Consider the following 21,499-nt stretch of genomic DNA (forward strand, 5'->3'; position numbering starts at 1 on the left):
AAAGCCATGGCCTCATTTTTCTCCTTCCTTCTGGGTGAAAAGAAGAAAACGGCTAACGTTGCCAAAGAGCGGCTGCAGATCATCCTGTCGCATGAACGCTCGGGACGCACCAGCTACGAACCCGACTATTTGCCGGCCCTGCAGCGCGACCTGATTGCCGTGATCGCCAAATACATCAACATCAACCCGGACGACATCAAGCTCAACCTGGAGCGGCAAGACAATCTTGACGTGCTTGAAGTCAAGATCGAGTTGCCCGACAAGTAATTGCTGCTTTTCTCGTTACCCGTTCGAGACATGCACGGTAACGGGTTCTTTTTGGGGAAAACTCCGGTTGCTTGTGGCAACCGGACCCCGTCAAAGGCAACATGCTCAGCCTTTCGAACTGTTCAGGTGCGCCCTGATACGGTTTCGCAAGGCATGGCTACCGGCGCGCTGTAACCGGACTCAAAAAAACATCACGCCTGGCGGCTAATGGCCGCCCGAAGTGCCACCGCTTTTCCCCTGCCGTGACTGCGAATGGTTGCCACTGCCAATATGCGCCACGCGGTCGCTCCGGCTTTCCGCGGTTCGCCGGCCTTCGTTCTTTTGCGTGGGCTCCTGGTCGCCCACCTTGTTGGTGTCGTTTTCAACCTTGCCGCCGTGTCCCTGGCCAGTTTCCTCGTCTTGTGCGGGTGGGTTGTCAGTCTGGGTCGGTTTTTTGGACATACGCATCCTTCTGGAGTGTGAAGAAAATCGGAATTTTTAAATCCCTTCGCGGTTCGCCCGGCTTGCCATCCCTTCCCGAAAGTTCTCCCCGCGCCCATAAAGCACAGGAAAAATGTCTGTGAAACGTTGACACCGGCCGATGGTGTCATTCTGCGCGCCCGGCACCAGCGTGCGGTGTCAGACAACGACGCCATCCACGGCGAAAGGGCGGGCAAGGGAAATATGGCGTTGTTCCGGATTTTTTAAGCTGCTATATTTTTAGTAGCATAAAACGCTTGGCAGATAAGCGGAAATGACACATTCGTCATCACTGAAATTTTGCCCTCAGCCATTGGCCTGCAGCGCAAAACAGGCGGACCATGGCTGGCCAGCCAATCCCGCAGTTTTTCCGAGTTACTGCCCTTTTGCTAAGCTGGCTTGAATGAATGATTTTCTTGACTGGTTTCAAACCACCGGTATTTTTTCCTTGTCCCTTGCCAGCCTGTCACTGGCCATTGCCGCCACGCTGATTTCCTACCTGCTGATGCGCATGGCCTTGCGTTTTTCCGTGGGGCGCATGCGCAAGATTGCAGCGCACACCACCAACCGTGTCGATGACACGGTGGTCGAAGTGCTGAGCAGCACCAACCGCTGGCTGATGCTGCTGGCTGCACTGCTCATCGGCTTGGGCATGCTCGATATGAACGACCGCTGGAATTCACGTGTCGGGCAGTTGTGGTTTGTCGCCGTTGCCCTGCAACTTGGGCTGTGGCTCACGCGGGCCATCACCATCGGCCTGCGCCGCTACCAGGACCGCCACACGCCCTCCGGCATGACGCAGGCAGGTGCCTCGGCCACGCTGATGTCGTGGGCGCTGCGCACCGTGCTGTGGGCGGTGGTGCTGCTGGCCGTGCTGTCCAATGTCGGGGTTAACATCACCGCCTTTGTCGCCAGCCTGGGCGTGGGTGGCATCGCGGTGGCGCTGGCGGTGCAGAACATCCTGGGCGATTTGTTCGCCTCGCTGTCGATTGCAGTGGACAAGCCATTCGAGGTCGGCGACTTCATCGGCATCGACAGCTTTGTCGGCACGGTGCAGTTCATCGGCCTCAAGACAACGCGCATCCGCAGCCTGAACGGCGAGCAGATCATCATCAGCAACACCGACCTGCTCAAGCAGGTGGTGAAGAATTACAAGCGCATGGAAGAGCGCCGCATCGTCTTCAAGTTTGGCGTGACCTACAGCACCACGCCGGAGCAGGCCGAGGCGATTCCGGAACTTGTCAAGCGGCTGGTCGAAGCCATCGACACGCTGCGTTTTGACCGCGCGCACCTCTTGGGTTTTGGCGACAGCTCGCTCGATTACGAAGTGGTTTATATCGTCAAGGAGCCAAGCTACAACGCCTACATGGACGCCCAGCAGACGCTGAACCTGCAACTAATGCGCGAGCTGGCCGCACTGGGCGTCGATTTCGCCTTCCCGACGCGCACGGTGTACCTGGTGCCGGGAAGCGAGGCCGCTGTGTTGGCGGATGCGCCTGCAAGCGCTGTTGAGAATGCAAACAGAGGCGCTTGGCGTGCGCCGACCGGGCCGACGCTCAACGCCTAATCAGCTTGGCCTGGCAAGGCGGCCATCCGGGCAATCGCTTCAGCCACGCAGCACACTGAACTTACGAAACAACTCGGCTGGCAAGGGTGCCTGAAGCCGCCAAGTGATGGAAATGGGCCGGTCGCCTTCATGCGAAACCAGGTGAACCGGCCCGACCGCAACATAAGCTGCATCGCGATGCTCCCGGACAAAAAGCTGAAACGACCAGCCATTGCCAGGACTCTGAACATAGCGGCGCCCCGTCATGTTGTCCGGTCCCGCTCTGTTTTGCGTTTGCCAGTGGAACAATTCCGGACTGATCGCATAATCATTAAACTGGACGTTTTCAGCAAACCCTTCGCGCTTGTCCAGCGTGACAAACAACAGCTCAATCCTGCAATCTTCCAAAACCAGGCAGCCGCCGTCCGATAGAGGCCGCACCGATGCATTGGCATGCCCGACGGCGGCCAAAAGCTCCGTCCTCGTGTAGCGTCCATGCAAAATCAGGGTCCAGGCATCTGGCGTACCCGGCAGATGAACGGGCGCCAGTGAACTGCGCTCTCTGAGCAATTCGCAAATCTCGCGAAGCTCCGCCAGCACCACCGGGTTGCTGCCGATTAACGCCAAAAATGCCTTGGGCGTCACCAACTCGCTGCGCGACGGCAGCAACTGATGCGCGAGCATCTGAACGCGGCGCCCATTGGCAGGTTTGCCGTCAAAGGCATCAAGCCAGGCGCCCAACAGCAAGGGATCGTCAGCATGCAAAATGCTGAAAATTCGCCTTGCGATATCCGGCTCGCGTTCTCCCACGGCGCGGGTTTCAAGCCCTGCGCGCCGCTTCAGGCTGGTCCAGGAGCGCGCCTGGCTGCCGCTGGTGTAGATCTCGGACAGGTCCAACTGGCAGTCCAGCAAAAATTCGCGCAGCGACACGGACCGGCCGTTTTGAAGCGAAGCCCAGGCCGTCAACTCGCTGCACAAGCGGGCAGCATTCAGGTTCAGCGATTGCTTCAAATTTTCCAGCACCCGATGACGCGCCACGCGATCAAACTGGATATGAACACCAGCGGGCAAGGTGCCAAAGCCGTTGGCCACTGCGTTCTGGATGTGGCGCCGAGACATGCCAGTGAGGGCGCGCAGCAGCACATCAAAGCGGAAACTGGCGTTGTGCACCCCCACAAAATCAAGCACCAGGCAGGCTTCCTTGCCGCTCGCCAAGCGCAGGCCACGGCCGATTTGTTGCTGAAAAATAACCGGACTCTGCGTCGGGCGCAGCAGAAAGACTGCATTGGCTTCGGGTATGTCGATGCCTTCGTTGAACACATCACAGCTGCAAATAATCTTGATTTCACCGCTACGCAGCCGGTGCACGGCAGCCGCCCGCTCTGCCTGTGAATCAGCACCCGACAAGGCGACGGCCGGCAAACCGGAACGGCAGAAATACGCCGCCATGAGCCTGGCATGGGCAACGCTGACGCAAAACGCCAGGCCCTTCAATGCATCCAGGTCTGACACATACGTGGAAACGGCGTTCACCACAGTTCGAGCGCGAATATCGTTGCCGGTCACGAGGTTCGACAACTGCGCAACTTCCGAACCACGGCCCCATTCGACCGCGCTCAGGTCCGTGTCATCGGCGCTTGCGTAGTATTCAAACGGGGCCAGCAGTTGTTGATCGAGCGCATCCCACAGCCGCAGCGAAACGGCAGGCGAGCCGTCCGGCCGGGAATCGAAATAGGGGCTGAGGCTTTGTCCGTCTGAGCGTTCCGGGGTTGCCGTCAAGCCCAGCAAATAGTGCGGCCGCACGGCGCGCATGAATTGATCGAAGGTGGCTGCGGGCAAATGGTGTGCCTCGTCAACAATGACCACGCGCCAGAAGTCTGCGCCCAACTGCCCCACCAGGCGGCGGCCGTGAATGGTGTTGATCGTGGCGAACAAATGCCCGTATTGCTCTGGCGTGTTGTTGCCATCGAGCAACTCGCCAAAAGCCGGATCACGAAGCACTTGCCGAAAGGTGGAAAGCGCTTGCGCGAGGATTTGAGATTGATGCGCAATGAACAAAAGCCTGGGCGCCGTACCTTCTTCATTTTTCAGGCGGAGATAGTCAAAAGCCGCGACCACGGTTTTCCCAGTTCCTGTCGCGGCCACCACCAGGTTCCGGCGTCGCCCAAGCCGGCGTTCAGCGGCCAGCCGGTCCAGCATTTCCTGCTGATAGGACTTGGGCTGCAGGTCAAACCAGGTTTGAATCGCGACGACATTGCCGTTGGCGCTGGCAGCGCCTTGCTTATTTCCATGTCCACGCTCATTGGCCAGTGCACGCGTCAGGGCTTCTCTGTGTTGCGCATCGTGGGGATCGTAGGGCTGGAACTCCCGGTCATTCCAGAGCGTTTCGAAGTTTGCGACAGCTGCCGAAAACAGCGACGACCCGCTGGCTTGTGCAAATTTCACGGTCTATTCGATACCGCCAATCAATGCCGATTCAGACAGGTTGGCGCTGCCGACAAAGGCCGTTCCAAAGTGAGTTTTCCGGTGAAAAATCCACGCTTTGGCATGCAGCCTCGTTCGGCGACCATCGAGCGAAATACGCAATTCGACACCCGGCAGTTTTGCAAATGCATCGACCGCACGCACTTCGGTGGCGCCGATGTAGGTGGTGGTGAGAATCCTGAATTTCGTCCTGGGCTGACCGTTGGCATCGAGCGCCGTCACCTGCGTCAGCACATCGAGCAATTTGCGCACGCCGCTCCAGGTGATAAAGCTGACCAAGATATCCACGCGGTCCACGTTGCGCAGTTCCGCGCGCAGTTCGTTGAGCAAGGACGGATCAGCCCTGGCTGAAGTGAACAGCCAGGGATGGCGCAATCCGGTGGCCGGGAAGGCAATTTCTGCGTTCGGTGCATGAACCGACTTCAGCAGCTGCGGAGGCATCGCCAGCGGGCGCTCGCCATTGTTCTGTGAACGCAAGGTCATCAGGAGATGGCTGATCAGTTCGATTTCAGCTTTCGCTTTTTCGCTGGCCTCGGTCTGAGCGGAGCCTGCCGCATCCAGCAACTCAGGAAGCCGATGAATCAATTCAGCAATGAACTGCTCTCGCCGCTGGTGCGATGTTGGCGCTTCCATCAAGGCCTGGTGTTGATCGGAAAGACGGGTCAGCTCGCCCATCTCGTCCGCATACACGAGTCGGTCATACAAGCCCGATGGAAGATTCATGGCTACCTTTTTGTCATCCACAACGCAGCGCGCAAGCGCACAAAACGGTCATCCAGACCGATTTATGTCAGCAGCACCATGCACCCATCGCCTTGCAAAAATTCACGCTGGCGCCAGCACCGCCAAACGCCGCGCCCGCACCGCCGCCGCCAGCGTCTCCAGCACCGGCACGGTCTGCGCAAAACTGATGCAGGCATCCGTCACCGACACGCCGTGCTTCAGGGGTTGGCCAGCGACGATGTCCTGCCGGCCTTCGTTCAGGTGGCTTTCGATCATCAGGCCCATGATGCGGTGGTCGCCCGCCGCCACCTGGCCGGCCACGTCGGCGGCGACCTCGATCTGCCGCTGGTGCTGCTTGCTGCTGTTGGCGTGCGACACGTCGATCATCACCTGCTCGCGCAGGCCGGCGGCCAAAAGCTGCGCGCAGGTCGCATCGACATCGGCTTTGGCGTAGTTGGTCTGCTTGCCGCCGCGCAAAATCACATGGCAATCGTCGTTGCCACGGGTTTCAAAAATCGCCGCCTGGCCCATCTTGGTCATTCCCATGAAAGCGTGCGGCGCTTGCGCGGCCTGGATGGCGTCGGCTGCAACTTTGACGCCGCCGTCGGTGCCGTTCTTGAAACCGACCGGGCACGACAGGCCGCTGGCGAGCTGGCGGTGGCTCTGGCTTTCGGTGGTGCGCGCGCCAATCGCGCCCCAGCTCACCAAGTCGCTGATGAACTGCGGGCTCAGCAAATCGAGAAATTCTGTGCCGACCGGCAGGCCCAGCGCCAGCACGTCGAGCAGCAGCTGGCGCGCCATTTCCAGCCCTTCGTTGATGGCAAAGCTGCCGTCCAGGTGCGGGTCGTTGATGTAGCCCTTCCAGCCGACGGTGGTGCGCGGCTTTTCAAAATACACGCGCATCACGATCAGCAAATCGTCCTGCAGTGCATCGGCTTGGGCTTTGAGCTGGCGGGCGTAGTCCATGGCTTGCGCGTGGTCATGGATGGAACACGGCCCGACCACCACCACCAACCGGTCATCGGCGCCGTGCAGCACGCGCGAAATCGCAGCGCGGCTGGTGGCCACCAGCGCCTGTGCGCTGTCGGGGGCCGGCAGCCATTCCTGCAGCAGCGCCGGCGTGATCAGCGGACGCACCGCGCCGATGCGCAGGTCGTCGATGCGGGTGGTGTCGTGGGTGGAAAGTGGCGTAGCGGGGCGGACACGATTGTTCATAAGCTGGATTTTTGGTGTTTATGGGCTCTAGCGCACGTCAGGAGAGCGCTGATAGCTATTTATTTAATAGCAAATAGAAAAATTCACGCTTGGGCGTGCCTGGCCATGAAATTGCCGACTGCCGCTTTGGCGCAACGCTGCAAGGCCATCAGCAAGGCGTTGTCGGGTTGCGCCACGCCGTGGCGGGTACGCAAATCGTGGTGGATCTGGCCCAGCAGGCCGGCGGCCATTTCCGCATCGGCCAAGGCCCGGTGCGCCTGGCCGGTGCGCGGCAAACGGTGGTAATCGACCAGCGATCCGAGCTTGTGATTCGGTGCCAGCGGGTAGAGCCGGCGCGACAGCAACAGGGTGCAAATAAAGGGTTGCGGTGCATCCAGCCCGGCCTGGGCCAGTTCGGCCTGCCAGAACTTGCGGTCAAACGCAGCATTGTGCGCCACCAGCGGCACCGCGCCAACAAACCGGCTGGCGTCCCGCATGACCTGCCCGGCATCTGGGGCGCTGGTCACCATGGCGTTGGTGATGCCGGTCAACTGCGTGATGAAGGATGGAATGCGGACGCCCGCATTCATCAGGCTCTGGAAACGGTCAACCACCTGGCCGCCTTCGAGCAGCACAATGGCGACCTCGGTGGCGCGGTCGCCGCAGCCGGGCGAAATGCCGGTGGTTTCAAAGTCGATGACAGCAGTAAGGGTCATGGGAAACAGATCATAAAACGCGTGACGTCAGGGCTGATCAAGGCTTGCCTTGTCGCATGCTCCAGAAAACCTGAAGCATCGCCAGGCCCGGAGGCGTGAACGGTGAAAAATTCAATTCACTGTTCAATTGGCTCCACTGCGCGGTCGAGAGCGCCAGATGTTCCGACCGCGTCGTCAAGGCAGAACCCATGGCCCAGTCGCTGAAGGTCCGCTTTTGAATTGGTAGGTTCATGAACTCAAGCACATCGGTGTGCTGGCGACTGCCAAGGATGCGTTGGTACACCCGCTGCACGGCATCTTCAGGGCCTTCGAAGCATTGCATGAAATTATCGCCACTTTGGAGCAGTACGCCCGTGATCGCATTCTGGCGATTGAAATTCCTCGCATCTACAAGCAGCGCCTCCAGATCACCGGAGTTCATTGGACTCACAGCAGTGCTGGTGTAAACAATGGAACGAAGTGGTGACATGTTGGACTTTCCTGATTCGAGGTCGCGAGCTAAATACAGCTTTCAATAATTCACAGATTCAATTTTTGGCACCAAATCCGTTTGACTGGTATCTCAACAGACAACACATCAGTATTTTTAGCTATTTAAATAATAGCTACTAACGCTTACCCAGTGTGCGCTAGAGGCGTATTTTGTTATAAAGAATGCAACTATGCAGATCACTTTTCAGATTGAAGTGCAGTGACATTACCCTCTGTCATCCCGGGCCTGACCCGGAAACCATGAATTTTTCCAACACGGTCATGGATTGCGGATCCCCAGATCGAGTCCGGGGCACAGGCTCAGATCGCAATGACAGAAAACAATACGAAAAGCATGGAGAAAGCTGAACAGTTGCCAAAAATTTGCTTGCCGGCCAGAACGCATGCGCCTTGGCGCTTACCTTGAGCAGCAAGCCCTTGCTCACACCTGAAAAAACATCAAATATCGATATTCCCGGCGCGCAGCGCGTTTTGTTCGATGAACTCGCGGCGCGGCTCGACCTCGTCGCCCATCAGCATGGTGAACACGCGGTCGGCTTCGATGGCGTCGTCGATCTGCACCTTGAGCAGGCGGCGCACTTTCGGGTCAAGCGTGGTTTCCCAAAGCTGCGAGGGGTTCATTTCACCCAGGCCTTTGTAGCGCTGGCGTGAGCTGCCGTTTTCAGCCTGGCCGATCAGCCAGCGCATGGCCTGGCGAAAGTCAGTGATCTTTTCTTCCTTGCGCCGGTCGCCTTCACCGCGCATGACCTTGGCACCACTGCCGATCAGGCCACGGAACGCAGAAGCCGCTTCGGCCAGGGTGGCGTAGTCGGCACCGATCACGAAGTCCTGCGTCAGCACGCTGCTTTTGACATTGCCATGGTGGCGACGGCTGATACGCAAAATCGGCTTGTCGCTGCGTTCGTCGAACTCGCCCGCAACGTCGGCGGGAGCACCGGTTGTGTTCAGTTCCCGCAGTTTGGCTTGCAGTGCAACAGCGGACGCTTCGGCGTCAAGCACCGTGTCGAGGTTGATTGACACGCCATCGGCAACGGCGCGCAGCGCTTCGGCATCCATGAAACCGCTCAGGCGGTTGATGACCGACTCGGCACGCTGGTGCTTGCGTGCCAGTTCAGCCAGCGCTTCGCCGGTCAACACGGCGTTTTCATCGACGCTGGTTTGAACCGCTGCGTCCCTGAGCGCAATTCGCAGCAAGAAGCCGTCGAGTGCAGCGGTGTCTTTCAGGTACTGCTCTTCCTTGCCGGCCTTGACTTTGTACAGCGGCGGCTGGGCAATGTAGATGTGGCCGCGCTCGATCAGCTCGGGCATCTGGCGGTAGAAAAAGGTGAGCAGCAGGGTGCGGATGTGCGCGCCGTCCACGTCGGCATCGGTCATGATGATGATGCGGTGGTAACGCAGCTTGGCCACGTTGAAGTCGTCGGTGCCGGGTGTGCCGCCCACGCCGCCGCCCTTGCCGATGCCGGTGCCCAGGGCAGTGATCAAAATCAGGATTTCGTTGCTGGTCAGCAGCTTTTCATAGCGCGCTTTTTCAACATTCAGAATCTTGCCCTTGAGCGGCAAAATCGCCTGAAATTTCCGGTCGCGTCCCTGCTTGGCCGAGCCGCCCGCGGAGTCGCCCTCGACCAGGTAGATTTCACACATCGCCGGGTCTTTTTCCTGGCAGTCGGCCAGCTTGCCGGGCAGGCCCATGCCGTCGAGTACGCCCTTGCGCCGCGTCATGTCGCGCGCCTTGCGGGCGGCTTCACGGGCGCGGGCCGCTTCGATGATCTTGCCGACGATGATCTTGGCGTCGTTCGGCCGCTCCTGCAGGTAGTCGTGCAGCAGCTTGCTGACAATGTCTTCGACCGGGCCGCGCACTTCGCTGGACACCAGCTTGTCCTTGGTCTGGCTACTGAATTTTGGCTCGGGCACCTTGACCGAGAGCACGCAACACAGGCCTTCACGCATGTCGTCGCCGGTGACCTCGACCTTCGCTTTTTTCGCCAGCTCGCTGTCGTCAATGTATTTGTTGATGACGCGCGTCATCGCCGCGCGCAGGCCGGTCAGGTGGGTGCCACCGTCACGCTGCGGAATGTTGTTGGTGAAACACAGCACCTGCTCGCTGTAGCCGCTGTTCCACTGCATCGCCACTTCGACGCCGATATTCGTGCCCTGGTCGCTCTGGCGGTCGCCCATGGCGGCAAACACGTTCGGGTGCAGGATGGTCTTGCCCTTGTTGATGAAGGCGACAAAACCCTTGACGCCGCCGGTGCCAGAGAAGTCGTCTTCCTTGCCGGTGCGCTCGTCCTTGAGGCGAATGCGCACGCCGTTGTTCAAAAAGCTCAGTTCGCGCAGGCGCTTGCTCAGGATTTCGTAATGGAAATCACTGTTTTCCCTGAAGATGTCGGTGTCCGGCAAAAAGTGGACTTCGGTGCCGCGCTTGTCGGTCGGCCCCATCACCTTCATCGGGGACACCTCGATGCCGTTGACCGATTCCAGGATGCGGTTTTGCACAAAGCCCCTGGAGAACTCCATGACATGCACCTTGCCGTCGCGGCGAATCGTCAGCCGCAGCATTTTCGACAGCGCGTTCACGCAGCTGACACCCACGCCGTGCAGGCCGCCCGACACCTTGTAACTGTTCTGGTTAAATTTGCCGCCGGCGTGCAGTTCGGTCAGCGAAATCTCGGCCGCCGAACGCTTGGGCTCATGCTTGTCGTCCATCTTGATGCCGGTCGGAATGCCCCGGCCGTTGTCCACCACGCTGACCGAGTTGTCGGTGTGGATGGTCACCAAAATGTCATCGCAATGGCCGGCCAGCGACTCGTCGATCGAGTTGTCCACCACCTCGAACACCAGGTGGTGCAGGCCGGTGCCGTCCGAGGTGTCGCCAATGTACATGCCGGGCCGCTTGCGCACGGCTTCCAGGCCTTCGAGGATCTGGATGGAGCCTTCGCCATAGGCTTCGGACGCGCCGGCCTGGTTGGTGTCGATCTTGGGCTGGAAATTGGAGCTTCCTTCGCCCGCCAATCCGTCCGAGACGTGGACTTGATCGGCTTCGTTCAGTTTGTTTTCTTCAGTCATGGCCAGCTGTTCCCAATTTCTTCAATCTCTTGAATGACCAAACCCGCGAAGCGTCGCGGGTCTGTCTTACGTTTCAGGCGTATTGCGCTTCCGATTGCCTCAAATGCGCATCGGCATCACGACGTATTTAAAGGCGGTATTGTCCGGAATGGTGAGCAGGGCCGAACTGTTGGAGTCGGACAGTTCGATTTTCACCATGTCCTGACTCATGTTGTTCAGGGCGTCAATCAGGTAGGTCACGTTGAAGCCGATCTCGATCGAGTCACCGCCGTAGTCAATGTCAAGTTCATCAATGGCTTCTTCCTGCTCGGCATTGTTCGAGGCCACGCGCAATGTGCCAGGCTCGATGTTCAGCCGCACGCCCTTGAATTTTTCACTGGTCAGAATAGCGGTGCGTTGCAGGCTGGCCAGCAGAGGCGCGCGGCCCAGTGTGATGATGTTCTTGTGGTTTTTCGGAATGACGCGGTTGTAGTCGGGAAACTTGCCTTCGACCAGCTTGGTGACAAATTCCATGCCTTCAAAGCTGAACTTGGCCTGGTTGCCAGCAAACTGCATTTCGATCGCGCCTTCCTTGTCGCTGAGCAGACGCTGCATTTCCAGCACCGTCTTGCGCGGCAGGATCACTTCCTGCTTGGGCACTTCGACGTCGAGCGTCGCCGACGAAAACGCCAGCCGGTGGCCATCGGTGGCAACCAGGCTCAGCTGCTTGCCTTCGGCAACAAACAAGATGCCGTTGAGGTAATAGCGGATGTCGTGCACCGCCATGGCAAACGACACCTGGTTCAGCAATTCCTTGAGCACCTTTTGTGGCACCGAGAACACCGGGCCGAAGCTGGCCGCTTCCTGCACCAGCGGAAAGTCCTCGGCGGGCAGGGTTTGCAACGTGAAGCGGCTTTTCCCGCCTTTGAGAATCAGCTTGTTCTGGCTGGATTCGAGCGACACCGTCTGGTCGTTCGGCATGGACCGCAGTACATCGATCAGCTTGCGGGCGCCCACCGTGGTGGTGAAGTCACCGTCATCCCCGCCAAGCTCGGCCGTCGTGCGAATCTGGATTTCCAGGTCGCTGGTGGTCAGCTGCAACTGCGCACCCGTCTTGCGGATCAGCACATTGGCCAGAATGGGCAAGGTATGCCTGCGCTCCACGATTCCGGCAACCGATTGCAGGACGCCTAAAAACTTGTCTTGGGTGGCTTTCAGAACGATCATGTTTTCCTCTGTCTTATCTCTTTAATTCTTTAATTCAAATTAGTAGCAGTAGTAAAGGAGGCGCTTTTCTGTGGACAGCACCATTATTCCCTTTCCGATCAATCACTTGGCAGTTGTTTAACCATGTGCTGCCACACCCTGCGAAGGGTATGTCCAACATGAACAACTTCTGATTGTCATCTGCTCCTGTGGATAAGTGGTGACTTGTTCAAAACTTGTCCACAGCTTTTAAAAGTGTCTGGTTTTCAGCCCTTGAGTGTTTGCTCCAGCACATGGAGCTGCTGGTTGAGTTCGGTCATCAGCTGCCGTTCGGCCGCCATTTTTCGTACAGCATGCAATACCGTCGTGTGGTCACGCCCGCCAAACAGCTCGCCGATTTCAGGCAGGCTCTTTTGCGTCAACTCCTTGGCAAGATACATGGCGATCTGGCGCGGCCGGGCAATGCTGGCCGGCCGTTTCTTGGAATACATGTCGGCGACCTTGATCTTGTAGTAGTCGGCCACCGTTTTCTGGATGTTCTCAACCGAAATCTGCCGGTTCTGAATCGACAACAGGTCGCGCAATGCCTCGCGTGCCAACTGGATGGAAATTTCCTTGTGGTTGAAGCGCGAGTACGCCAAGATCTTGCGCAATGCGCCTTCGAGTTCCCTCACATTGGAGCGGACATTCTTGGCAACGAAAAACGCCACTTCCTCGGGCATCACCGCGCCCTCGACATCCGCCTTGCGGATCAGGATGGCAACGCGCATTTCCAGCTCGGGCGGCTCGATCGCCACCGTCAAGCCGGAGTCAAAGCGTGACACCAGTCGTTCGTGGATGTCGGTCAGCCCCTTGGGGTAGGTGTCGCTGGTCATCACGATGTGCGATTTTTTCGTCAGCAAGGCTTCAAACGCATTGAAAAACTCTTCCTGCGTGCGGTCCTTGTTGGCCAAAAACTGCACATCGTCGATCAGCAGCAGGTCCAGCGAGTGGTAACGTTCCTTGAATTCGTCAAACGTCTTGCGCTGGTAAGCCTTGACCACATCCGAGACAAACTGCTCGGCATGGATATACAGCACTTTCGCGGCCGGATTGTCAGCAATCAGCTTGTTGCCGATCGCATGCATCAAGTGGGTTTTCCCCAAGCCGACGCCGCCATAAATAAACAACGGGTTGTAGAGCTGGCCCAAACTGCTGGCAACATGCAGCGCTGCAGCCCGGCCCATGCGGTTGGCCGTGCCTTCGATCAGCGTGTCGAACGTCAGTGCGGAATTGAGTCTGTTTTTGAAGGCTGAACCCGCATCTTCTGCCGTTGCGACCGTTGGGGCCTGTTCGGCGATGCCTGCGACAGCATCGAATTTTCGAATCAGCGGCTCTGACTTCGTGGGCGCATCCCGAGGTGCGAGAGTCAACTCTATCGGAATTCGCTGGCCAGAAAACTGTTCGAGCAGCGCCGCAATACGCGCCGCGTATTGCGCCCGCACCCAGTCGAGTTTGAAGCGATTGCCAACTTGGACAGTCGCCTTGGACAAGTCGGCTTCAACCACCACGACGAGAGGCTTTATCCAGGTGTTGAACTGCTGTTCAGGCAACTCCTGGGCCAGATGATCAATGCAGATTTGCCACAAGTCATCGGTTTGATCCGAAACAGAAGCTTTGCTCATGACAATTTATGTCCTGCAAGCCAAAGCAAAGCAGCAGCCCGCTGCTTGTGGATATTGTTAATTTTGAGCACCCGCAATTGTAGTCGGGGTGGCCAGTTATCCACAAATCAGGGATTTCCCAAACCTGTCGGACAACTTAAACATCGTCCTGCGGTGTTTTTTTGTTTATTAGCCAACCGGCATAAGGTCTGCACTCCACAGATGCGGGCCAAACGCTGGGGATAACTTTTTAGCAAGTGATGACTTATCCACAGGCTTCTGGAAAAACGTAAAGTTGTTCATATTCCGCCGACTACTTTCATAGCGTTTTGCTATGTGGTTAAACAAACGCCAAGCCTTTGATATAAAACACAAAAATCGGGCTGTCCACAGAAAAGCGCGCCCCTTACTACTGCTACTAATTTGAATTAAAGAATTAAAGAATTAAAGATGAAGACAGCGGCAGCAACTCCAGCGAAGCAGATGACCGGTTTGAGGCCTTGCCCTCGTTTCAGGGCTTGAATCGGTTCCCTGTCGGCCTGGATTTCGGTCTGTACCAGCAGTCTGTCAATTTCCCCGGTTGCCACCGCCAAGAAATCTGTGATAATCACGGGTTTTCCCGATTCGTAGCGGCTTGATGTTGCCTGCGCAGCTTTGTGTGTGACTTCGTATCGAATTCACCTGTCAGGGTGAAGCAGATGTGACGCCGGTTGTTGAGACTTGCCAGATTGGTCGTGGTTTCGTACAGCCACCAAGATCATTCGAATCGCCAAATGAAGCTTTACAGCTGACAGCCCAGTAACAAGCCCGTGAGGGCCACCAGGATTTATCATGAAACGCACCTACCAACCTTCCAAAGTCAAACGCGCCCGTACCCACGGTTTCCTGACCCGCATGAAAACACGCGGTGGCCGTGCCGTGATCGCTGCGCGTCGCGCCAAAGGCCGTAAACGTCTGGCTGTTTAATCTGATTTTTCTGCAGGCAATCTCATTTTTTTGCGCTTCAACTGATGCTGGGTGCCAGTGCTTCGGCTTAAAACGCGGGCACAGTTTCAGGCCGTTTTAGCTGGAACCATCATTGCAAAAACACCACACTTTGCTCTGCACCGGAATCGGCTCGATGCCAGGATTGCGCTATTGCCGACGGTCGAACCGGCCAAGATCGACAGATTGTTTCACCCACAGGACACGTGGATCGGTGCGATGGTTCCAAAACGCTGGGCCAAACGGGCTGTGACCCGAAATGCCATCAAAAGACAAATTTACGCGGTGAGTGCCGATTTTTCCCAGATGTATCCCCAGGCTGCGTTTGTGGTTCGCTTGCGCAGCGGTTTTGCACGAACGGAATTTGTCAGTGCTGTTTCAGATCAGCTCAGGGAAGCGGTTCGTCGTGAAATTCAAACCCTGATGCAAGCTGGAGCCAAGGCCGCATGAGCCGCATTTTGACCACCTTGGTATGCCTTCCGCAAAAAACCTTGATGGGTCTGGTTATGGCTTACCGCTTGCTGATCAGCCCTTCGCTGGGTTCAAACTGCCGTTTTGAGCCGAGTTGCTCAGCTTATTCTCTGCAGGCATTGCGCCAGCATGGTGCAGCGACGGGCAGTTACCTGACATTGCGCCGCCTGGCGCGCTGTCATCCCTGGTGCGATGGGGGACATGATCCGGTGCCGCCGCCACAATCCGCCTCTTTTTTCAGCCGCCTGTTTACGCCTGCGGCTTCCATTCCTTCTAAAAAGACGCCGTCATGAACGACATCCGCCGCACCATCTTGTGGGTGATTTTTGGTTTTTCCATGGTTTTATTGTGGGATCAGTGGCAGGTCTCTCATGGCAACAAAGCCACTTTTTTCCCCTCGAGTACCCAGACGGCCAAAGCGCCCGTTGCCGCTGCACCAGCGTCTGCAGGCAGCGCTGCCGTGCCGACTCCCGCAGCCAGCGTCGCGTCCGGTTCTCCGGCAGCGGTACCTTCAGGCGCGCCATCGGTTGCACCGTCTGCTGCCAGGGAACGCCTGGTCGTCAATACCGATGTACTCTCCCTGACGTTCGACAGCGAGGGTGGGACACTGGTTCACTCGGCTTTCGTCAAGTACAAGGACATGGTCAACAAGGACAAGGGATTTGTGCTTCTTGATGAAAGCGCCAACCGCGTCTATGTGGCGCAAACCGGCTTGATTGCCGGCGCCAGTGGTGGTACTTTCCCCACCCACAAGACATCAATGACCTTGTTGCCAGGCGAGCGCACATTCAAGGATGGACAAAACGAATTGCAGGTGCAATTTGAATCAGCCGACCTGGGCGGTGTGAAACTGCTCAAGACCTACACCATCAAGCGCGGCGCCTATGACCTGGCGGTGCGCCATGAAGTTATCAACACCGGCAGCACGCCAGTGGCTCCGCAGCTTTACCTGCAACTCGTGCGCGACGGAAACAAGCCGCCCGGCGAATCGTCGTTTTATTCAACTTTCACTGGCCCGGCAATTTACACCGAAGCCCAGAAGTACCAGAAAGTTGAATTCAAGAAAATCGAAGACAACTCGGTGGATGTAGAAAAACAGGCGACAAACGGCTACGTGGCCATGGTGCAGCATTATTTTGCATCGGCCTGGATACTGCCCGACGGCCTGAAACGCGACCTGTTTTTTCGCAAGGTGGACGCCAACCTTTATGCCGTCGGCATGATCACACCACTGGATTCAATCGCGCCGGGTGCGACAAAAACCATCGATTCGAAATTTTTCGTCGGTCCTCAAGAGGAAAAAGTTCTGGAAGCCCTGTCGCCAGGACTGGAACTCGTCAAGGACTATGGTTGGCTGACGATTCTGGCCAAACCGCTCTACTGGCTGCTCGACAGATTGCACAGCTTCATCCAGAACTGGGGCTGGTCTATCGTGGCCTTGGTGTTGCTGCTGAAAATGGCTTTTTACTGGCTCAACGCCAAGGCCTATGCCAGCATGGCCAAGATGAAGGCCATCAATCCCAAGATCACGGAAATGCGTGAGCGCCTCAAGGACAAGCCGCAGGAAATGCAGCAGGCGATGATGAAAATCTACCGCGAGGAAAAGGTCAACCCGATGGGGGGCTGCTTCCCAATCATGGTCCAGATTCCGGTTTTTATCGCGTTGTACTGGGTGCTGCTTTCCAGCGTCGAGATGCGGGGTGCACCCTGGATATTGTGGATCAGGGACTTGTCGTCGCCAGACCCCTATTACATTTTGCCTGTCGTGATGGCCTTGACCACCATGTTGCAGACGGCACTGAACCCCGCGCCGCCTGATCCGATGCAGGCCAAACTGATGTGGTTCATGCCGCTGATTTTCAGTGTGATGTTCTTCTTCTTCCCCGCCGGTCTGGTGCTGTACTGGATTACCAACAACATCTTGTCGATTGCCCAGCAGTGGGTCATCAATACCCGGATGGGTGTTCCTCCGCAGTTCAACCTGCCGAAGTTCAAATAATAAAAAGGGCCGCTCAGCGGCCCTTTACCATTGAGGCGTCATGCTGGCTCGCCATCACCATCCCATTGTTGCGATTGCCACTGCGCCGGGTCGCGGCGCCGTGGGTATCGTCCGTGTTTCAGGCCGTGGCATTGCGCCGGTGGTTCAGGCACTGTGCGGTCGCGCGCTTTCTCCACGCCTGGCGACCTACTTGGCCATCCGGGATGCCCACGGGCAGGTGATTGACAAGGGACTGGCGATTTTTTTCCCCGCCCCGCATTCTTTTACCGGTGAAGACGTGCTGGAACTGCAGGCGCATGGTGGCCCGGTCGTTCTGCAGCTGTTGCTGGCACGGTGCCTTGAAGCAGCGGCTGCGACTGATCCGGTAACCGGCCAGCCAGTGCTGGCAGGGATACGGGTGGCCGAGCCTGGCGAATTTTCCGAGCGGGCTTTTCTCAATGACAAGATTGATCTGGCGCAGGCCGAAGCCATTGCCGACCTGATTGACGCGAGCACTGAAACAGCTGCGCGGTCCGCCGCGCGTTCGATGTCAGGCGAGTTTTCGCAGGCAATCAATCTGTTGCTGGAGCAACTGATTCATTTGCGCATGCTGGTCGAGGCGACGCTGGATTTTCCGGAAGAGGACATTGATTTTCTGCAGCAGGCCGATGCGCAAGGCCAGTTGCTGCGGCTGCAGGCTACTCTGGCCAGCGTGTTGCAGCGTGCGACCCAGGGAGCGATTCTGCGCGAAGGCATCAAGGTGGTAATTGCCGGACAACCCAACGTCGGAAAAAGCTCATTGCTCAATGCCCTGGCGGGTGCCGAACTGGCCATCGTCACCCCAATAGCCGGCACCACCCGCGACAAGGTGTCACAACTGATCCAGATTGAAGGCGTGCCGCTGCATGTGGTGGACACGGCTGGCTTGCGCGAGGCACTCGACGAAGTTGAAAAAATCGGCATTCAGCGCGCATGGGTGGAGATCGAAAGTGCCGACGCCGTGCTGTTCCTGCGTGACCTGTCCCAAAAGAATACCGGCGACAGCGTTGAAAGCGCTATTAATTACATAGCTGAAGACCTTCGTCTGCAAAGCGCGCTGGCTGTAAAACTTCATAAAAATACACCAGTCATCGATGTCTGGAACAAATCCGACATGGCCAGCCCGGAAGCCTTGAATCAAGTGAACGGCGGCGTGTTGATTTCTGCCAAGACCGGCGCCGGCCTTCAAAGCCTGCGAGAGCAGTTGCTAAAGGTCGTCGGCTGGCAGGCTTCGCCTGAAGGGGTTTTCATGGCGCGTGAACGCCATGTCAGCGCCTTGCGCAAGGTGGACCTGCAGTTGATGACTGCCCAGGACCAGTTGGCCTCGGTGATGCCCGCACTCGACCTGCTGGCTGAGGATTTGCGGCAAGCGCAGTTGCATCTGAGTTCGATCACGGGTGCCTTCAGCGCTGATGATTTGCTGGGCGAGATTTTTTCCAAATTCTGCATTGGGAAATAGAACTCACCAGATGACGGTTTTTTCAGCCGACTGGCGGCTCAACGAGAGGGCTGCAGCGAGCAAGGTAAATCCGACTCCACCCTTGCCATAACAACCGTGTCGGGCTGCGCTGTGAACCAAAAATCCTGTCCCGACATCCCGTTGGCTAAAAAAATGAAAGAAGCTGACCGGCAAGAAGTGAGCCGGGTGACATGTCATTTTTGCAAAAGAGGTCTTGATTCAACGGACCTTGTGCAGACCGCTGTAGTTTCAAGCAAAAGTACTTCGGGCAAGGACAGTTCCTGTGGTGTCCAGCACCAGCGCCTCACCCATTGCCATGCCTTCCCCGGTCAGTGCGGTCATGTTGACCTGGTGCGTGATCCACACCTCAAACCTACCTGCGGGTATTTCCTTCAAAGCAGCGCGCAACTGCGCTGTCTGGGGTTCTCTGGTGCGGGATTCAGTAAAAAATGAATTGAGCGCCGGCCATACCTTGTGACGGCCAAACGCCAGGTCTGCAGTGTCCTTGCAGCGGCACCAGGCGCTGGACTGGACGGCGCTGGGTTCCAAACCGCGCGATTTGAACCATTCGCCGATGCGTTCGGCGTCGGCACGTCCTTCCGCGCTCAAATTGCGCTGGGTACTGCACTGGTCCAGTTGAAAGCCCGAGGGGTCACCAATGCCGGAGTCAGTTGGCGCATGGCGCAAAAGCACAACGCAAGCGCCAGCGCGCAATCGCGCGCTCAGCGCATCGGGTTGCGCCTGCGCCAGCCAGGGTGTAGCCAGCAATACGCCGGTAAAGTGTCGTCTGAGCATGCAGGTGTGAATCGTTAGCCGTCCAAAAGTTTCTGCTCGGCCAGCGCCAGTGCCTCCGGTTTGCCCGACAGGACCAAGGTGTCACCCCCCTCGAGGCTGATGTCGTCGAGCGGCTTGAGCGTCTTGCCATTGTTTCGCCGCAGGCTGACCACGCGCACATCGACCATCTGCAGTGCCATGTCGCCGAGTGTCTGGCCAACAGAACTGAGACCCGGAACCAGCATCACGGTAGACAGACGCTCCTGCTCCAGCTCGTCTGCCGTGTCGTCGTCAGCACCCCGAAAATAACCCCGCAGCAGGTTATAGCGTTCGTCACGCTGGTCCTGCACCACGCGGATCACGCGGCGCATGGGAACCCCTACCAGCGCCAGTGCATGGCTGGCCAGCATCAGGCTGCCTTCAATCGCCTCCGGAACGACTTCCGTTGCACCGCCTGCCTTGAGCTTTTCCAGGTCGCGGTCATCCACCGTGCGCACAATAATTGGCACCGTGGGCGCGTGCGTGCGTGCGTTGGCCAGCACTTTCAAGGCGCTGGCTGTGTCCAGATAGGTCACTACCACGGCGCTGGCCCGTACCAGTCCGGCCGCGATCAATGCCTGCAAGCGAACCGCGTCGCCAAACACCACCGAGCTGCCTGCGGCAGCAGCTTGGCGCACGCGGTCCGGGTCCAGGTCCAGCGCAATATAGGGAATGCCTTCGCGTTCCAGCATGCGGCCCAGATTCTGGCCGCAACGCCCGTAGCCGCAAATGATCACGTGCCTGTTGGCGCTCATGGACTTGCTGGCAATCGTGGTCATCTGAAGCGACTGCTGCAGCCATTCGCTTGAGACCAGCTTCATCACGATACGGTTGGCGTAGAGGATGATGAAGGGCGTGGCCAGCATCGACAGCACCATGCTGGCCAGGACGGGGTTCATCAAGGCGGGCGGAATGAGCTTGCTGTCTTGCGCCAGCGACAGCAAGACAAAACCAAACTCACCGGCTTGCGCCAGGTACAGGCCGGTGCGCAGCGATACACCCTCGGTCGCGCCCAGAACGCGTGCCAGCAGCGTGACCAGGATCAGTTTGAACAAGATTGGCAGTGTCAGCAGCAGCAACACCAACGCCCAATGGTCAACGACCTGGTGCCAGTCCAGCATCATGCCCACGCTGATGAAAAAAAGGCCCAGCAGCACATCGTGAAAAGGCCGGATGTCGGTCTCGACCTGGTGCTTGTACTGGGTTTCGGAAATCAGCATGCCTGCGATAAAAGCGCCCAGCGCCAGGCTCAGTCCAGCGAGTTCGGTCAGCCATGCCAGCGCCAGTGTCACCAGCAGCAGATTGAGTACGAACAACTCTTCACTTTTTCGCCGCGCCACGATCGTGAGCCACCAGCGCATGACGTGCTGCCCGCCTGTCAGTAGCAGACCCAGCAGCACCGTAGCCTTCAACGCGGCAATGCCCAGGCTCATGAACAACTCGTCGGCAGGCGAACCGAGTGCCGGAATCAGCACCAGCAGCGGTACCACGGCCAGATCCTGGAAAAGCAGCACGCCCATCACCCGCTTGCCATGTTCGGACGCCATTTCCAGCCGCTCGGCCAGCAGTTTGACCACGATGGCGGTGCTGCTCATGGCCATGGCGCCGGACAGCGACAATGCGGTTTGCCACTGCATGCTCCAGAGCGTCGGCGCCATGACCGTTAAAAACAGCGAACCGGCCGTGACCAGCAGCATCGTGAGCGCAACCTGAAGCAGGCCAAGGCCGAACACATGGCGGCGCATCGATCGCAGCTTGGGCAGGTTGAATTCCAGCCCGATCACGAACATCAGAAACACCACGCCGAATTCGCCCAGGTGGCGCACGCCTTCGGAGTCCTGCGACAGAGCCAGCGCATGCGGGCCGATCACCACGCCGACGGCAAGGTAGCCCAGCATGGGCGGCAATTTGAACGAGCGGCAAACAACCACCCCCAGTACGGCGGCCAGCAGGTACAAAAGGGTCAGTTCAAGCGCACTCATT

Annotated in this window: 19 protein-coding genes; 7 read left to right on the plus strand and 12 right to left on the minus strand. The window is 57.9% G+C overall.

Going from position 1 to position 21,499, the window contains the following annotated elements; translation table 11 throughout:
• Window positions 1-6: 6 nt before the first annotated feature.
• Entirely contained in the window at window positions 7-267 is a 261-nt protein-coding gene (gene minE, locus H4V98_RS02515) for a cell division topological specificity factor MinE (RefSeq protein ID WP_196862569.1), read from the plus strand.
• Window positions 268-471: 204 nt separating this feature from the next.
• Here the strand turns inward: minE and H4V98_RS02520 are convergent, their stop codons facing one another.
• Window positions 472-708, minus strand: a complete 237-nt coding sequence (locus H4V98_RS02520) for a hypothetical protein (protein WP_196862689.1) — start codon at window positions 706-708, stop codon at window positions 472-474.
• 421 nt (window positions 709-1,129) lie between these two features.
• On the opposite strand from H4V98_RS02520, the gene H4V98_RS02525 reads away from it, so the two are divergent.
• Entirely contained in the window at window positions 1,130-2,293 is a 1,164-nt protein-coding gene (locus H4V98_RS02525; RefSeq protein ID WP_280757257.1) for a mechanosensitive ion channel family protein, read from the plus strand.
• 39 nt (window positions 2,294-2,332) lie between these two features.
• Here H4V98_RS02525 and H4V98_RS02530 read toward each other — a convergent pair whose 3' ends face one another.
• The 9 genes from H4V98_RS02530 to H4V98_RS02570 form a co-directional block, all read right to left on the minus strand.
• Window positions 2,333-4,717: a DUF3427 domain-containing protein gene (locus H4V98_RS02530; RefSeq protein WP_280757258.1), complete on the minus strand. Its 2,385-nt coding sequence runs from the start codon at window positions 4,715-4,717 to the stop codon at window positions 2,333-2,335.
• 3 nt (window positions 4,718-4,720) lie between these two features.
• Window positions 4,721-5,479, minus strand: coding sequence for a hypothetical protein (locus H4V98_RS02535; RefSeq protein ID WP_231374617.1), 759 nt, complete (start codon window positions 5,477-5,479; stop codon window positions 4,721-4,723).
• A 102-nt stretch (window positions 5,480-5,581) separates the two neighbouring features.
• Entirely contained in the window at window positions 5,582-6,694 is a 1,113-nt protein-coding gene (locus tag H4V98_RS02540) for a 3-deoxy-7-phosphoheptulonate synthase (RefSeq protein WP_196862567.1), read from the minus strand.
• A gap of 83 nt (window positions 6,695-6,777) precedes the next feature.
• Complete coding sequence (locus tag H4V98_RS02545) at window positions 6,778-7,389, minus strand: 3'-5' exonuclease (protein WP_196862566.1); 612 nt, start codon at window positions 7,387-7,389, stop codon at window positions 6,778-6,780.
• A gap of 37 nt (window positions 7,390-7,426) precedes the next feature.
• Window positions 7,427-7,858 (minus strand): BLUF domain-containing protein, encoded by a 432-nt coding sequence (locus H4V98_RS02550; RefSeq protein ID WP_196862565.1) that lies wholly within the window; start codon window positions 7,856-7,858, stop codon window positions 7,427-7,429.
• A gap of 461 nt (window positions 7,859-8,319) precedes the next feature.
• Entirely contained in the window at window positions 8,320-10,944 is a 2,625-nt protein-coding gene (gene gyrB / locus H4V98_RS02555; RefSeq protein ID WP_196862564.1) for a DNA topoisomerase (ATP-hydrolyzing) subunit B, read from the minus strand.
• A 99-nt stretch (window positions 10,945-11,043) separates the two neighbouring features.
• The gene (dnaN, locus tag H4V98_RS02560; protein WP_196862563.1) at window positions 11,044-12,150 is read right to left on the minus strand and encodes a DNA polymerase III subunit beta; all 1,107 of its coding nucleotides are present in this window, start codon (window positions 12,148-12,150) and stop codon (window positions 11,044-11,046) included.
• Window positions 12,151-12,395: 245 nt separating this feature from the next.
• A complete protein-coding gene (gene dnaA, locus H4V98_RS02565) occupies window positions 12,396-13,793 on the minus strand; it encodes a chromosomal replication initiator protein DnaA (RefSeq protein WP_196862562.1) in 1,398 nt (465 codons plus the stop codon).
• Between the two features lie 407 nt (window positions 13,794-14,200).
• Window positions 14,201-14,383 carry a hypothetical protein gene (locus H4V98_RS02570; RefSeq protein WP_196862561.1) on the minus strand — a complete coding sequence of 61 codons (183 nt, stop codon included), beginning with the start codon at window positions 14,381-14,383 and terminating at the stop codon, window positions 14,201-14,203.
• Window positions 14,384-14,603: 220 nt separating this feature from the next.
• Between H4V98_RS02570 and rpmH the strand changes: the two genes are divergently transcribed.
• The 5 genes from rpmH to mnmE are packed head-to-tail and all read left to right on the plus strand — an operon-like array spanning window position 14,604 to window position 18,703.
• Window positions 14,604-14,738 (plus strand): 50S ribosomal protein L34, encoded by a 135-nt coding sequence (gene rpmH / locus H4V98_RS02575; protein ID WP_007862708.1) that lies wholly within the window; start codon window positions 14,604-14,606, stop codon window positions 14,736-14,738.
• Window positions 14,739-14,795: 57 nt separating this feature from the next.
• Window positions 14,796-15,206 carry a ribonuclease P protein component gene (locus H4V98_RS02580; RefSeq protein WP_196862680.1) on the plus strand — a complete coding sequence of 137 codons (411 nt, stop codon included), beginning with the start codon at window positions 14,796-14,798 and terminating at the stop codon, window positions 15,204-15,206.
• Window positions 15,203-15,520, plus strand: coding sequence for a membrane protein insertion efficiency factor YidD (gene yidD, locus H4V98_RS02585; protein ID WP_196862560.1), 318 nt, complete (start codon window positions 15,203-15,205; stop codon window positions 15,518-15,520). Before H4V98_RS02580 ends, yidD begins: the two co-directional genes overlap by 4 nt.
• Window positions 15,517-17,226, plus strand: a complete 1,710-nt coding sequence (gene yidC, locus H4V98_RS02590) for a membrane protein insertase YidC (protein WP_196862559.1) — start codon at window positions 15,517-15,519, stop codon at window positions 17,224-17,226. Before yidD ends, yidC begins: the two co-directional genes overlap by 4 nt.
• Before the next feature lie 40 nt (window positions 17,227-17,266).
• Window positions 17,267-18,703 carry a tRNA uridine-5-carboxymethylaminomethyl(34) synthesis GTPase MnmE gene (gene mnmE, locus H4V98_RS02595; protein ID WP_196862558.1) on the plus strand — a complete coding sequence of 479 codons (1,437 nt, stop codon included), beginning with the start codon at window positions 17,267-17,269 and terminating at the stop codon, window positions 18,701-18,703.
• 249 nt (window positions 18,704-18,952) lie between these two features.
• Here the strand turns inward: mnmE and H4V98_RS02600 are convergent, their stop codons facing one another.
• Window positions 18,953-19,498: a histidine phosphatase family protein gene (locus H4V98_RS02600; RefSeq protein ID WP_196862557.1), complete on the minus strand. Its 546-nt coding sequence runs from the start codon at window positions 19,496-19,498 to the stop codon at window positions 18,953-18,955.
• A gap of 14 nt (window positions 19,499-19,512) precedes the next feature.
• Window positions 19,513-21,498, minus strand: coding sequence for a monovalent cation:proton antiporter family protein (locus H4V98_RS02605; RefSeq protein ID WP_196862556.1), 1,986 nt, complete (start codon window positions 21,496-21,498; stop codon window positions 19,513-19,515).
• Window position 21,499: the final 1 nt, after the last annotated feature.

The sequence above is a fragment of the Polaromonas sp. CG_23.6 genome, from assembly GCF_029892315.1.
GTDB lineage: Bacteria > Pseudomonadota > Gammaproteobacteria > Burkholderiales > Burkholderiaceae_C > Polaromonas.

Bases quoted from the DNA above. Each gene is read 5' to 3' on its own strand.
- yidD (WP_196862560.1), top strand. From the start codon at position 15,203: ATGAGCCGCATTTTGACCACCTTGGTATGCCTTCCGCAAAAAACCTTG.
- yidC (WP_196862559.1), top strand. From the start codon at position 15,517: ATGAACGACATCCGCCGCACCATCTTGTGGGTGATTTTTGGTTTTTCC.
- H4V98_RS02525 (WP_280757257.1), top strand. From the start codon at position 1,130: ATGAATGATTTTCTTGACTGGTTTCAAACCACCGGTATTTTTTCCTTG.
- H4V98_RS02520 (WP_196862689.1), bottom strand. From the start codon at position 708: ATGTCCAAAAAACCGACCCAGACTGACAACCCACCCGCACAAGACGAG.
- H4V98_RS02540 (WP_196862567.1), bottom strand. From the start codon at position 6,694: ATGAACAATCGTGTCCGCCCCGCTACGCCACTTTCCACCCACGACACC.
- mnmE (WP_196862558.1), top strand. From the start codon at position 17,267: ATGCTGGCTCGCCATCACCATCCCATTGTTGCGATTGCCACTGCGCCG.
- dnaA (WP_196862562.1), bottom strand. From the start codon at position 13,793: ATGAGCAAAGCTTCTGTTTCGGATCAAACCGATGACTTGTGGCAAATC.
- rpmH (WP_007862708.1), top strand. From the start codon at position 14,604: ATGAAACGCACCTACCAACCTTCCAAAGTCAAACGCGCCCGTACCCAC.
- H4V98_RS02605 (WP_196862556.1), bottom strand. From the start codon at position 21,498: ATGAGTGCGCTTGAACTGACCCTTTTGTACCTGCTGGCCGCCGTACTG.
- gyrB (WP_196862564.1), bottom strand. From the start codon at position 10,944: ATGACTGAAGAAAACAAACTGAACGAAGCCGATCAAGTCCACGTCTCG.
- H4V98_RS02550 (WP_196862565.1), bottom strand. From the start codon at position 7,858: ATGTCACCACTTCGTTCCATTGTTTACACCAGCACTGCTGTGAGTCCA.
- H4V98_RS02600 (WP_196862557.1), bottom strand. From the start codon at position 19,498: ATGCTCAGACGACACTTTACCGGCGTATTGCTGGCTACACCCTGGCTG.
- H4V98_RS02545 (WP_196862566.1), bottom strand. From the start codon at position 7,389: ATGACCCTTACTGCTGTCATCGACTTTGAAACCACCGGCATTTCGCCC.
- minE (WP_196862569.1), top strand. From the start codon at position 7: ATGGCCTCATTTTTCTCCTTCCTTCTGGGTGAAAAGAAGAAAACGGCT.
- dnaN (WP_196862563.1), bottom strand. From the start codon at position 12,150: ATGATCGTTCTGAAAGCCACCCAAGACAAGTTTTTAGGCGTCCTGCAA.
- H4V98_RS02535 (WP_231374617.1), bottom strand. From the start codon at position 5,479: ATGAATCTTCCATCGGGCTTGTATGACCGACTCGTGTATGCGGACGAG.